The 12,795-nt window shown below is 70.4% G+C and carries 11 protein-coding genes; 1 reads left to right on the top strand and 10 read right to left on the bottom strand.

All coding sequences use genetic code 11. The features are described from left to right. Together I2W78_RS24260 and I2W78_RS24255 are read right to left on the bottom strand one after the other, a co-directional pair. On the bottom strand, positions 1-285 hold the full coding sequence (locus tag I2W78_RS24260) for a DUF3039 domain-containing protein (RefSeq protein WP_180686221.1): 285 nt from the start codon (positions 283-285) through the stop codon (positions 1-3). 51 nt (positions 286-336) lie between these two features. Beyond that, on the bottom strand, positions 337-909 hold the full coding sequence (locus tag I2W78_RS24255) for a YqgE/AlgH family protein (RefSeq protein ID WP_171114141.1): 573 nt from the start codon (positions 907-909) through the stop codon (positions 337-339). A gap of 261 nt (positions 910-1,170) precedes the next feature. Between I2W78_RS24255 and murA the strand changes: the two genes are divergently transcribed. Then, positions 1,171-2,511: a UDP-N-acetylglucosamine 1-carboxyvinyltransferase gene (murA, locus tag I2W78_RS24250; protein ID WP_196462377.1), complete on the top strand. Its 1,341-nt coding sequence runs from the start codon at positions 1,171-1,173 to the stop codon at positions 2,509-2,511. Between the two features lie 128 nt (positions 2,512-2,639). Here the strand turns inward: murA and I2W78_RS24245 are convergent, their stop codons facing one another. From I2W78_RS24245 to I2W78_RS24210, 8 genes are all read right to left on the bottom strand, one after another. Beyond that, complete coding sequence (locus tag I2W78_RS24245) at positions 2,640-2,921, bottom strand: HU family DNA-binding protein (protein ID WP_196462376.1); 282 nt, start codon at positions 2,919-2,921, stop codon at positions 2,640-2,642. Positions 2,922-3,339: 418 nt separating this feature from the next. Then, positions 3,340-4,773, bottom strand: a complete 1,434-nt coding sequence (locus I2W78_RS24240) for an NAD-dependent malic enzyme (protein WP_196462375.1) — start codon at positions 4,771-4,773, stop codon at positions 3,340-3,342. Positions 4,774-5,162: 389 nt separating this feature from the next. Further along, the gene (locus tag I2W78_RS24235) at positions 5,163-7,460 is read right to left on the bottom strand and encodes a HelD family protein (protein ID WP_196462374.1); all 2,298 of its coding nucleotides are present in this window, start codon (positions 7,458-7,460) and stop codon (positions 5,163-5,165) included. A gap of 136 nt (positions 7,461-7,596) precedes the next feature. Continuing rightward, positions 7,597-8,364 carry an anti-sigma factor family protein gene (locus I2W78_RS24230; protein WP_196462373.1) on the bottom strand — a complete coding sequence of 256 codons (768 nt, stop codon included), beginning with the start codon at positions 8,362-8,364 and terminating at the stop codon, positions 7,597-7,599. Positions 8,365-8,414: 50 nt separating this feature from the next. After that, positions 8,415-8,999 carry a sigma-70 family RNA polymerase sigma factor gene (locus I2W78_RS24225; RefSeq protein WP_196462372.1) on the bottom strand — a complete coding sequence of 195 codons (585 nt, stop codon included), beginning with the start codon at positions 8,997-8,999 and terminating at the stop codon, positions 8,415-8,417. Between the two features lie 267 nt (positions 9,000-9,266). Continuing rightward, positions 9,267-9,860 carry a CGNR zinc finger domain-containing protein gene (locus I2W78_RS24220; protein ID WP_196462371.1) on the bottom strand — a complete coding sequence of 198 codons (594 nt, stop codon included), beginning with the start codon at positions 9,858-9,860 and terminating at the stop codon, positions 9,267-9,269. 185 nt (positions 9,861-10,045) lie between these two features. Further along, complete coding sequence (locus I2W78_RS24215) at positions 10,046-11,218, bottom strand: uroporphyrinogen-III synthase (protein WP_196462370.1); 1,173 nt, start codon at positions 11,216-11,218, stop codon at positions 10,046-10,048. 103 nt (positions 11,219-11,321) lie between these two features. Continuing rightward, positions 11,322-12,707, bottom strand: coding sequence for a nitrate/nitrite transporter (locus I2W78_RS24210; RefSeq protein WP_196462369.1), 1,386 nt, complete (start codon positions 12,705-12,707; stop codon positions 11,322-11,324). Between the last annotated feature and the right edge of the window lie 88 nt (positions 12,708-12,795).

Below are 12,795 nucleotides of genomic sequence, written 5' to 3'. Positions count from 1 at the left end.
TTACTTGTCGCCGCCCTTGCCCTTGTCGTCGCCGCCGGCACCCATGGAGTCGTAGATCTCCTTGCACATGGGACACACGGGGTACTTCTTCGGGTCGCGGCCCGGCACCCAGACCTTGCCGCACAGCGCCACGACGGGCGTACCGTCGAGGGCGCTCGCCATGATCTTGTCCTTCTGGACGTAGTGGGCGAAGCGCTCGTGGTCACCGTCGCCGTGGGAAGTCTGCGGCGTGGGCTCTACGAGTGTCCCCGTACCAGTCCCGCGCTCGGGCTCGAGAGTGCTCATACGGCCAAGGGTACTGAAGCTCACAGACAACGGTTGCGAGAAGGGCGGCCGTCAGTTCAGCGAGGGGTCGTCGGGGTACGTGGCCACCATCGCCAGCTCGTTGCGCTGCCGGCGCAGCACCTCGCGCCAGAGCCGTTCCGGGAACGGCGAGTAGACGTCGCCGGGCTCTGACTCCACGACGTACCAGGCGCCCTCGACCAGTTCGTCCTCCAGCTGGCCGGGGCCCCAGCCGGCGTACCCGGCGAAGATCCTCAGCGAGCCGAGGACGGAGGCCAGCAGCTCAGGCGGTGCCTCCAGGTCGACCAGGCCGATCGCGCCGTGCACCCGCCGCCAGCCGAGCGGGGCGACGTCGCCGGACGCGCCGCCGGGGATGACCGCCACACCGAGGGCGGAGTCCAGCGAGACCGGTCCGCCCTGGAAGACCACGCCGGGCTCGCCCGCCAGGTCCGCCCAGCCCTCCAGGATGTCGCCGACGTCCACCGGTGTCGGCCGGTTGAGGACGACACCCAGCGAGCCCTCCTCGTCGTGGTCGAGGAGGAGCACGACCGCGCGGTCGAAGTTCGGGTCCGCCAGGGCGGGGGTGGCCACGAGCAGCCGCCCTGTGAGCGAGGACACCTCGGTCATGCCAGACATGATCCCGCATCTTCCCGTCACGTGGGGAGCCAATCCGGCGACGGGAGTGATTGCAGCTCAGGGCGGACGGAAGCGTCACCGGCGCACGGCCCCTTCCGGCGGCTCCAGTGACCCCATGTGCCCGGTACGGAACGGTTCGTGTTGTGACAGAGCTATGACAGGTCTGAGCGGTCCTTGGGCTTACTTCAGGGGGGTCGGCGGCGATTACTCTGTCTCTCCGGCCCTTGCCCAACTCATCGGAACGCGAGATACATGACCGTCAACGACGATGTCCTGCTTGTCCACGGCGGAACCCCGCTGGAGGGCGAGATCCGTGTCCGCGGTGCGAAGAACCTCGTACCGAAGGCCATGGTCGCCGCCCTGCTCGGCAGTGCGCCGAGCCGGCTGCGCAACGTCCCGGACATCCGTGACGTCCGTGTGGTCCGCGGACTGCTCCAGCTGCACGGCGTGTCGGTGCGTCCGGGCGAGGAACCGGGCGAACTGGTGCTCGACCCGACGCGGGTGGAGAGCGCGAACGTCGCCGACATCGACGCGCACGCGGGGTCGAGCCGTATCCCGATCCTCTTCTGCGGCCCGCTGCTGCACCGCCTCGGCCACGCGTTCATCCCGGGTCTCGGCGGCTGTGACATCGGCGGCCGGCCCATCGACTTCCACTTCGACGTGCTGCGGCAGTTCGGCGCGCGGATCGAGAAGCGCGCGGACGGGCAGTACCTGGAGGCCCCGCAGCGGCTGCGCGGTACGAAGATCCAGCTGCCGTACCCGTCCGTGGGCGCGACCGAGCAGGTGCTGCTGACCGCCGTGCTCGCCGAGGGCGTGACGGAACTCTCGAACGCGGCCGTGGAGCCGGAGATCGAGGACCTCATCTGCGTCCTGCAGAAGATGGGCGCCATCATCGCGATGGACACCGACCGCACGATCCGCATCACCGGTGTGGACACGCTCGGCGGCTACACCCACCGCGCCCTCCCGGACCGGCTGGAGGCCGCCTCCTGGGCGTCCGCGGCGCTCGCGACCGAGGGCAACATCTACGTCCGTGGCGCCCAGCAGCGGTCCATGATGACGTTCCTCAACACCTACCGGAAGGTGGGCGGTGCCTTCGAGATCGACGACGAGGGCATCCGTTTCTGGCACCCCGGCGGGCAGTTGAAGTCCATCGCCCTCGAAACGGACGTCCACCCGGGCTTCCAGACGGACTGGCAGCAGCCGCTGGTCGTCGCCCTGACGCAGGCCACGGGCCTGTCCATCATCCACGAGACGGTCTACGAGTCCCGCCTCGGCTTCACCTCCGCGCTCAACCAGATGGGCGCCCACATCCAGCTCTACCGCGAGTGCCTCGGCGGCTCGAACTGCCGCTTCGGCCAGCGCAACTTCCTGCACTCGGCGGTCGTGAGCGGCCCCACCCGCCTCCAGGGCGCCGACCTGGTCATCCCCGACCTGCGCGGCGGCTTCTCCTACCTGATCGCCGCCCTGGCCGCCCAGGGCACGTCCCGGGTCCACGGCATCGACCTCATCAACCGGGGCTACGAGAACTTCATGGAGAAGCTCGTGGAACTCGGCGCGAAGGTGGAACTGCCGGGCAAGGCGCTCGGGTAGTTCCAGCCCGGCCGGCGTTTGAGGCCATTGGTAGGCGCAACCACGATGGGGCGGCACCCGAGAACCGGGCGCCGCCCCATTGGCGTACTACGAGCCGCACACCGTTCCGTGGTGTACAGACGGCAAGGTCACTTGCCCTTCGCGGCTTCCTTGAGCTTCGAGCCCGCGGAGACCTTCACGCTGTAACCGGCCGGGATCTGGATCGGGTCGCCGGTCTGCGGGTTACGCGCGGTACGAGCGGCACGGTGGGTGCGCTCGAAGGTCAGGAAGCCGGGGATGGTGACCTTCTCGTCCCCCTTGGAGACGACCTCGCCGACGACGTCGGCGAACGCGGCCAGCACGGCGTCGGCGTCCTTGCGGGTCACCTCGGCGCGGTCGGCCAGCGCGGCCACCAGCTCACTGCGGTTCATGTTGTTACTCCCGTGTTCTTCTTGCCGTTGAGGCGTGCCACGCGGCGGAGCCGCATATCGGGCACAGCGAAGCCGATGCTGCCAGGGTCCTCGGACAGTCCCCGGACCCGGGTCCGTCGTCCGACGCTCGCGCCCAGGGACGCATCCTGCCCCCACCTGCGGCGGGAATGCCAATCCGGCACCCGCAGGAGTCGTGAGAACACCCTTGGGAGTCACACGAAAAGCGCCACTGACCAGGGGCCTGTCCGGCGGATCCGCCGGACAGGCCCCGGCCGCCAACCCTAGATGGCCGTCAACGGTACGAGGTTCCGCGACGCGCCGGTGATCAGCGCGGCCGTGGTGATCCTCACAGCCCGGCCGTCAAGCAGCCGGGCCGTCCGTCAGCCGGCCGAGCCGTTCAGGAGCCCGGTCGTCCTGATCACAGCCCGTTCGCATCGCTCGGCGCCGCCCCGACCGCCTTCGCGGCCTCCCGCACCGCACCCGCGACCGCGCCGGCGACCTTGTCGTTGAACACGCTCGGGATGATGTAGTTCGGGTTGAGTTCGTCCTCGGTGACGACGTCCGCGAGCGCCTTCGCGGCCGCGAGCATCATCTCCGTGTTGACGGTACGGGACTGCGCGTCCAGCAGACCGCGGAAGACGCCCGGGAAGACCAGCACGTTGTTGATCTGGTTCGGGAAGTCGGAGCGGCCGGTGGCCACAACTGCCGCCGTCTGGCGGGCGATTGCCGGGTCCACCTCGGGGTCGGGATTCGCGAGCGCGAACACGATCGCGTCGTCGGCCATGGCCGCCACGTCGTCGCCGTCGAGCACGTTCGGAGCGGAGACGCCGATGAAGACGTCCGCGCCGCGCACGGCCTCCTTGAGGGTGCCCGTGATGCCCTCGGGGTTGGTGTTGTCGGCGATCCAGCGCAGCGGCGAGTCCGGGGCGGCGTCGACCAGGTCCTTGCGGTCGGCGTGCACGACACCGTGGATGTCGGCGACGACGGCGTGCTTCACACCGGCGGCGAGGAGCAGCTTCAGGATCGCCGTACCGGCCGCGCCCGCGCCCGACATGACGACGCGGATGTCCTCGATTCCCTTGCCTGCGACGCGAAGTGCGTTGGTCAGCGCGGCCAGCACCACGATCGCCGTGCCGTGCTGGTCGTCGTGGAAGACGGGGATGTCGAGGGCCTCGCGCAGCCGCGCCTCGATCTCGAAGCAGCGGGGGGCGGAGATGTCCTCCAGGTTGATGCCGGCGAAGCCGGGGGCGATCGCCTTGACGATCTCGACGATCGCGTCGGTGTCCTGGGTGTCCAGGCAGATCGGCCAGGCGTCGATGCCGGCGAACCGCTTGAAGAGGGCCGCCTTGCCCTCCATCACGGGCAGCGCGGCCTTCGGGCCGATGTTGCCCAGGCCCAGCACGGCGGAGCCGTCCGTCACGACCGCAACGGAGTTGCGCTTGATGGTGAGGCGGCGGGCGTCCTCGGGGTTCTCGGCGATGGCCATGCAGACGCGGGCCACACCCGGCGTGTAGACCATGGAGAGGTCGTCACGGTTGCGGATGGGGTGCTTGGACTGCATCTCGATCTTGCCGCCGAGGTGCATGAGGAACGTACGGTCCGAGACCTTGCCCAGCGTGACGCCCTCGATGCCGCGCAGCTGCTGCACGATCTGGTCGGCGTGCGCGGTGGAGCTGGCCGCGATCGTGACGTCGATCCGGAGCTTCTCGTGTCCGGACGCGGTGACGTCGAGGCCGGTCACCGAGCCTCCGGAGGATTCCACCGCGGTGGTGAGCTGCGAGACGGCGGTTCCGCTCGCGGGCACCTCCAGCCGGATGGTCATCGAGTAGGAGACGCTGGGCGCCGTTGCCATGGCCGACTTCCTCTGCTTTCACGGTGTCGCCGATTTATGCCGTCCGATCGTCGCACCTACCGCTGAGTACGTGGTAGCCGACCTGGATTGCGCTCATTTAGTTCACGGGCGCACGGCCGCCGTTCCTCGGCAGATGAGACGATTTCGGAAAACTTCTTCCACCATACGAGAGACGATCAGGCATGAAAAGAGGCCCACGTCACAGGACGTGGGCCTCTCACTCGTTCAGTGACACCGACCCGCCATGCTCGCCTCGCGGCAAGTGGTCGCTCGTAGCGACGAAGGTTGGGCCCGGGGGCTTGGATCGGGCCGGTGCCACACCCAGGCTAACAAACCGATCCCGTAAGGCCATTCCCGTACCGGAGGTCAGTCGCGCGGCAGACCGGGTGTCAGTCCCGCAGGAGATCCGGCACCCCGGCCCCGTCCGGCTCGTCCCGCTCTCCGGAGACGATCGTCAGCTGCTGGGTGGCCCGGGTCAGTGCGACGTACAGCACCCGCAGCCCGGCGGGCGACTCGTCGGCGATCTCCGCGGGCGAGACGACGATCGTCGCGTCGTACTCCAGGCCCTTGGCCTCCAGGCTGCCGAGCGCCACCACCCGGTCGCCGAGCCCGGCCAGCCAGCGGCGGGCCTCCTCGCGCCGGTTCATGGCCACGACGACCCCGACCGTGCCGTCGACGCGGCCGAGCAGCCGGGCCGCCTCCTCGCGCACGGTCTGCCCCAGGGCCCCCTCGACGACCGCGAAGCGCGGCTCGACGCCGGTGGAGCGCACCGCCGACGGGGACTCGGAGCCGGGCATGGCCAGGGCCAGCACCTTGGACGCCAGCTCGGCGATCTCGGCCGGGTTGCGGTAGTTCACGGTGAGCCGGAAGCGGCGACGCGGACGCGCGCCGAGGGCCTCGTCGCGGGCCTCGGCCGCCTCGTCGGGGTCGGACCAGGAGGACTGGGCCGGGTCGCCGACGATCGTCCAGGTGGCGTGCCGGCCGCGACGGCCGACCATGCGCCACTGCATCGGCGTGAGGTCCTGGGCCTCGTCGACGATGACGTGCGCGTACTCGATGCGCTCCTGCGCCAGCCGCTCGGCCCGCTCCCGCTGCGACTCCTCGCGCACCGGCATCAGCTCCTCCAGGCCGGTGAGCTGGTCCAGCGGGTCGAGCTCGCGCTTCTTCTTGGGGCGGGCCGGGGTGCCGAGGATCGCCTGGAGCTCGTCCAGCATGGCGATGTCGTGCGCGGAATGGCCGTCGCGCCTGAGCGAGCGGGCGACCTTGCGCACCTCGCCCGGGTTCAGGATCCGCCGGGCCCAGCGGCCCAGCCGGCGTTCGTCGGCCATGGCCGCCAGGACCGCCCGCGGGGTCAGCTCCGGCCACCAGGCGTCGAGGAACGCGATGAAGTCGTCCTCGGAGGTGATGTCCTCGTCGAACGACGACCGCAGCTCGGCGGCCAGCTCCGGGTCGCTGTGCCGCCCGGCCGCGCCGGACCGCTCCCACAGGGCGTCCAGCAGCAGCTTGCGGGCGCGCGGGCGCAGCAGGTTGACCGGGGCCGTGCCGCCCAGCGCGGCGCGCCGAATCCGCTCCAGCTCCTCGGGCTGAAGTTCGAGACGCCGGCCGAAGGCCACGACCCGCAGGCGCTGTGGTGAATCGTTCAGCTCCAGCGCTCCGCGGGCGGCCTTCCGCAGCACCTTGAGCATGCGGTACGAGCCCTTGGCGCGGGCCACGGACGGGGAGTCGTACAGCGTCGCCTCGGCGCCGTCGACGAGCGAGCCGATGGCCCGGATGGCGACCTGGCCCTCCTCGCCGAGCGAGGGCAGCACGCCCTCGGTGTACGCCACCAGCAGCGGGGTCGGCGAGACGATCAGGATGCCGCCCGCGTAGCGGCGCCGGTCCTGGTAGAGCAGGTACGCCGCCCGGTGCAGGGCGACGGCGGTCTTGCCGGTGCCGGGGCCGCCCTCGACGTACGTCACGGAGGCGGCGGGGGCGCGGATGACCAGGTCCTGCTCGGCCTGGATGGAGGCGACGATGTCACGCATGGTGTGGGTGCGGGCCTGGCCGAGGGCGGCCATCAGGGCGCCGTCGCCGATCACGGGCAGCTCGTGGCCGTCGAGGAACGCCGTCAGCTCGGGGCGCATCAGGTCGTCCTCGACGCCGAGGACGCGGCGGCCCTTGGAGCGGATGACCCGGCGGCGGACCACGCGGCCGGGGTCGACCGGCGTGGAGCGGTAGAAGGGGGCGGCCGCGGGCGCCCGCCAGTCGATGACCAGCGGCGCGTAGTCCTCGTCGAGGACGCCGATGCGGCCGATGTGCAGGGTCTCGGCGATGTCGGCCGTGTTGTCCGGCCGCACGGCGCCTTCGGCCGGCTCCACGGCGGTGTAGGCGCCGTCCGGGCCCTTCTTGCCGTCCTTGCCGCGCAGCAGGTCGATGCGGCCGAAGAGGAAGTCCTCGAACTCGTTGTTCAGCCGGCTCAGGTGGACGCCCGCCCGGAAGACCTGCGCGTCGCGCTCGGCGAGCGCGCCGGGCGTGCCGACCTGGCCGCGGCGGGCCGCGTCCTGCATGAGGAACTCCGCCTCGTGGATCTTCTCCTCCAGGCGGCGGTACACCCGGTCCAGGTGCTCCTGCTCCACGCCGACCTCTCGGTCGCGTACGGAGTCCTGGGCGGTTTCGAGCGCGGTTTCCTGTTGAGCCTGAGCGGCCACCGGGCCCCCTTCTGACGTGCTGGGCAGCCGTCCACCGTACGCGAAGGGGGCCCCTGAAGGCTACGTATGAGCCCCGGGTCCGTTACCTGGCGGACCCGGGGCTCGTGTCGTAAGTGGTTGCGGCCGTCGTGGCCGCTTACGCGTCGATCTCCACCAGCAGCTCTCCGTCGAAGGTCATGACCTCGAAGTGGTCGATCTCGTTCGGGGAGAAGGCGGCGCCGCCCTGGATGTAGAGCGGGTTCTTGCCCTGCTCCGAGGTGGCGTTCGGCAGGCCGTAGCCCCAGTTCGGGACGGACCAGTTGCTGAGCGTCTCGCGCTCGCCGTTCTTGCCGACGGCGATCAGCGAGCACTTCTCGGGGCCCTTGACGTTCTTCAGCTCCAGGACCGCGTCGGTGCCCCAGGCCTTCTCCTGCATGGCCACGGTGGCGCTGACGTCGGTCTTGGGGTCGGTCGCCGTGACCCGGTCGGGCATCTTCTTGAAGGCCTCCTGGGCCGGGCTGGCGGCCAGGACCGTCGGGTTGCCGCCGCCGGACTCGTCACCGCCGGTCGCCGCGACGGAGACCAGCGGGCCGCCGACGATCAGCGCGGCCGCGGCCGCGACCATGTACATGCTGCGGCGGCGCTTCTGGGCCCGGCGTTCGGCGACCTCGTCGACCAGCTTCTCCGCCAGCCGTGGGCTCGGCTTGGCGGACAGCGACTCGCCGATCGAGGGCGTGCCGGTGCCGGGCAGGTCGGCGAGCGCGGCCAGCATCGGTTCCATCCCGGCGAGCTCGTCGAGTTGCTGCGCGCACCACTCGCAGGTCGCGAGATGGGCCTCGAAAGCGGTTGCTTCGGCGTCGTCGAGGATTCCGAGGGCGTAGGCGCCGACGGTCTCGTGTTCGTTCGGGCCCGTTGATCCCTGCATGGGGCCAGACATACCCGGACCCCCCGCTCCGTATCCCCCGTATGTGTTCATCACGCCGTCACCCCCCGCTCCTCCAGTGCCAGCTTCATCGAACGCAGGGCGTAGAACACCCGGGAACGCACGGTGCCACTCGGTATCCCCAGGGTCTCTGCCGCCTCATTGACGGTACGCCCCTTGAAGTACGTCTCGACGAGCACCTCCCGGTGGGCCGGGGTCAGGTCGTCGAGCGCGTCCGACAGCGTCATCAGCCACAGCGCCTTGTCGATCTCGTCCTCCGCGGGGATGACCTCCAGCGGCGACGGGTCGACCTCCTGCGGCCGGGCCTGCCGGCTGCGGTGGCCGTCGATGACGATGCGCCGGGCGACCGTCACCAGCCAGGGGCGTACCGATCCGGTCGCTCGGTTGAGCTGACCGGCGTTCTTCCAGGCACGGATGAGCGTCTCCTGCACGACGTCCTCGGCACGCTGCCGGTCTCCGGCGACCAGGCGCAGGACATACGCGAGCAGGGGCCCGGCGTGCTCCTGGTACAGGGCACGCATCAGCTCCTCGTCAGGTTCCGAGGGCTGTGAAGACATGCGATGTCGGGCCCTCGATCCACGTTCATTGGCCACGGCCGCATCCTTGCGCACGCCCACCTCCGGTGTCCGGGGGTTCCCCCAGTCGGTCGCTCGACACGGGGTACGGACAGGGGGCGTTGAGTGTTCAAACCGAGGTGACAGTTTTCTTTGAAGTGGCGTGACGAGAGGGACATGGGTACACATTCCCCCCGCTCCGCCTTCACATTTCCGCCACACCGGCAAGATCGTCACGGCGGAACGGTGCCCGAAGTCTGAAACGGCGTGTTGTCGAAATCACTTCGACAACGAGGAACGACGGTTTCGCACAAGCCGCATAACGGACCGTCAGTCTCGCGAAAGTGCCGCACGACGGCGGTGCCGGGCCACCCGTTCCCGGTTCCCGCACACCTCACTGGAACACCAGCGCCTGCGCCGGCCCCGGGAGCTGTCGAGGTACACGATGGGGCAGTTGTCCCCCGCGCACTGCCGCAGGCTCGCCCGCGCGACGGGATCGGTGAGCAACTCCACGGCGTCCCGCGCGATCGCGCCGAGCAGCGCGGCGCACGCCGGGGGCCCCTCCAACTCCCTGACCAGTGCGCCGTCCTGGCCGCGCCGGGCGCGGGGCGCCGGGGGTGCGGTGCGGGCGAGCTCGTTGACGCGGGCGAGGGCGTGTTCGTACGACGGTGTCGCGGACGCCGGGCTGCCGTGCACCAACTGGCCGACGTGCCGACGCAGTTCGTGTACGTCCACCAGCCAGGAGCCGTCGGCGTGCGCGAGCGGGGTGCTCGGCGGGACGAGCCCCGAACCGGCGATCCAGGCCCGCAACGCCTCGACTGTGCAGAGCCGTTCCGAGGGATGGGTGGTCGCGAGCAGGTCCAGACAGACCCGCCCGGCGTCGAACCGCAGCTCGTAGGGGGCAGGAGCCGTGCCCAGTGCCATCGCGCGCCACCGCCTTGGGGTCACCGGAGAGGGGTTCCGCGGTCCTGAGGAACCGTTCCCTCCCACAGTGCACGCCCTGATCGACGACCGGAAGGCCGCGTACCGGATGGCACGGGCCGGGGTCCTCCCACGCCCACGCCATGACCTCGCGGCCGACCGTGCCAGGGCCGGCTTACGCCGCCGCCTCAGACGTCCGCGTACTTCGCGTCCGCCGCCGGATCCAGTGCCAGCCGGTACCCCCGCTTCACCACCGTCTGGATCAGCTTCGGTGCCCCGAGGGCCGTGCGCAGGCGGGCCATCGCTGTTTCGACCGCGTGTTCGTCCCGGCCCGCGCCCGGCAACGCCCGCAGGAGCTCCGCGCGGGCGACCACCCAGCCAGGACGGCGGGAGAGAGCGCGCAGGAGGGACATACCGGCGGGCGGCACCGGTTTCAGCTCGCCGTCCACCAGGACCGCATGGCCCCGGATCTCCACCCGATGCCCGGCGATGGGCAACGAGCGTGCCCGGGCGGGCAGTTCCTGACAGAGGAGCTGGACGAGGGGACCGAGCCGGAAGCGTTCGGGCTGGACGGTGTCGATGCCGCGGGCCTGCAACGGCAGCGCGGTGACCGGGCCGACGCAGGCCGGCAGCACGTCGTGGTGGAGTGCGGCGAGCAGTTCCGCCAGCTGCCCCCGCTCCTCGGCCCGGGACAGCAGCGACGCGGCGGCGGGCGCGCTGGTGAAGGTCAGCGCGTCGACGCCGCGCGAGACCGTGGCGTCCAGCAGCCGGTCCACGGGCGAGAGATCCTCCGGCGGCATCCACCGGTAGACGGGCACGCCGACGACCTCGGCCCCGCCCGCCCGGAGCGACTCCACGAACCCGGGCAGCGGCTCACCGTGCAACTGGACGGCGATCCGCCGCCCCTCGACGCCCTCCTCCAGCAGCCGGTCGAGCACCTCGGCCATGGATTCGGAGGACGGCGACCAGTCCTCCGTAAGCCCCGCGGCCCGGACCGCGCCCTTCACCTTCGGTCCACGGGCGAGCAGCTCCACGCCCCGCAGCCGGTCCAGCAGCGCCTCCCCGAGCCCCCACCCGTCGGCGGCCTCGATCCAGCCCCGGAACCCGATCGCGGTCGTCGCCACCACCACGTCCGGCACCCGGTCGAGCAGCTCCTTGGTGGCGGCCAGCAGCTCACTGTCGTCGGCGAGCGGCACGATACGCAGCGCGGGCGCGTGCAGAACGGCAGCACCACGCCGCTGGAGCAGCGCCCCGAGCTCATCGGCCCGGCGTGCCGCCGTCACGCCCACGGTGAACCCGGCGAGGGGCCCGTGCTCCGCCCCCCGCTCTGCTTTTTCCGGCCTGCGCTGTTGCTCGTCCATACCTAACTCTCGTCCCGCACTCGAGTCGTTTGCACCTACATGCGACCGAGCCTGTCAACGGCTCGTGACAGGCTCGGTTCGGCTTGATGTCGACGGTGTTACGTCACACCTCGGCGTAACTGAGCTGCGGCTTCGCCTCGGTGGTGGCCTGGGTGGCCGGAACCGGGCCGGCCGGGCGGCGAAGGTATACGGCCCAGGTGACCGCGAAGCAGAGACCGTAGAAGACGAGGAAGGCGACGAACGCTGCGGTGCCGGAGCCCACGCTCAGGAACGACTGCCGGAAGGCGAGGTTGATCCCGAGCCCGCCGAGCGCGCCCACCGCGCCGATCAGCCCCATGGACGCCCCGGACAGCCGGCGCCCGTAGGCCGCGGCCGCCTCCCCTTCGAGGCCCATGGCGAGGGCCTTGTTCTGGAAGATGCCGGGGATCATCTTGTACGTCGACCCGTTGCCGATGCCGCTCAGCACGAACAGCGCGATGAAGGCGGCCGTGAACAGCGGCAGCGATTCCCGCATGCTCGCCAGGATGATCACGCCGGTGGCGGCGGCCATGGCGACGTAGTTCCACAGCGTGATCTTCGCGCCGCCGTACTTGTCGGCGAGCGCGCCGCCCACCGGCCGGATCAGCGAGCCCAGCAGCGGGCCGATGAAGGTGACGTACGCGGCCTGCAGCGGCGTACGCCCGAACTGCGTCTGGAGCACCAGCCCGAAGGCGAAGCTGTAGCCGATGAACGAGCCGAAGGTGCCGATGTAGAGGAAGGACATGATCCAGGTGTGGCCGGCCCGCACGGCCTCCTTGGCGGCGCCGGAGTCGTTCTTGAGGGAGGCGATGTTGTCCATGTACAGCGCGGCGAGCACGGCGGCGACGACGATCAGCGGGATGTAGATACCGAGCAGCAGCCGCGGCCCACCACTCGCACCGATCACGGCCAGGCCGACGAGTTGCATCACCGGTACGCCGATGTTGCCGCCACCGGCGTTCAGGCCCAGGGCCCAGCCCTTCTTGCGCAGCGGGAAGAAGGCGTTGATGTTGGTCATGGAGGAGGCGAAGTTGCCGCCGCCGACGCCGGTGAGCATCGCGCAGATCAGGAACGTGGTGAACGAGGTCCCCGGCTCCATCACGACGAAGGCGGCGATGGTGGGGACGAGGAGCAGGCTCGCCGAGATGATCGTCCAGTTCCGCCCGCCGAAGATCGCGACGGCGAAGGTGTAGGGGACGCGGACGATCGCGCCGACCAGCGTGGCCATCGACACCAGGACGAACTTGTCGGCCGGGGTGAGGCCGTACTCCGGGCCCATGAACAGCACCATGACCGACCACAGGGTCCAGATCGAGAACCCGATGTGCTCGGAGAGGACGGAGAAGATCAGGTTCCGGCGGGCGACCTTCTCCCCGGTCTCCTTCCAGAAGTTCTCGTCCTCCGGGTCCCAGTGCTCGATCCAGCGGCCTGACCTGCTACTGGATGCGGGGGCTGTACTCGGGGCTGTCATGACGCCTCCAGGTGCTCCGGGCTCGGTGGTGCTGCTCTTCAGTGGCTGAGTCCCGAAGGTATGGAGGGCGCGTTTCCGGTCTGTGGCG

This window comes from Streptomyces spinoverrucosus (assembly GCF_015712165.1).
Classification (GTDB): domain Bacteria; phylum Actinomycetota; class Actinomycetes; order Streptomycetales; family Streptomycetaceae; genus Streptomyces; species Streptomyces spinoverrucosus_A.
The sequence above is the reverse complement of the archived record's forward strand: the minus strand, read 5'-3'. Positions and strand labels throughout refer to the sequence as shown.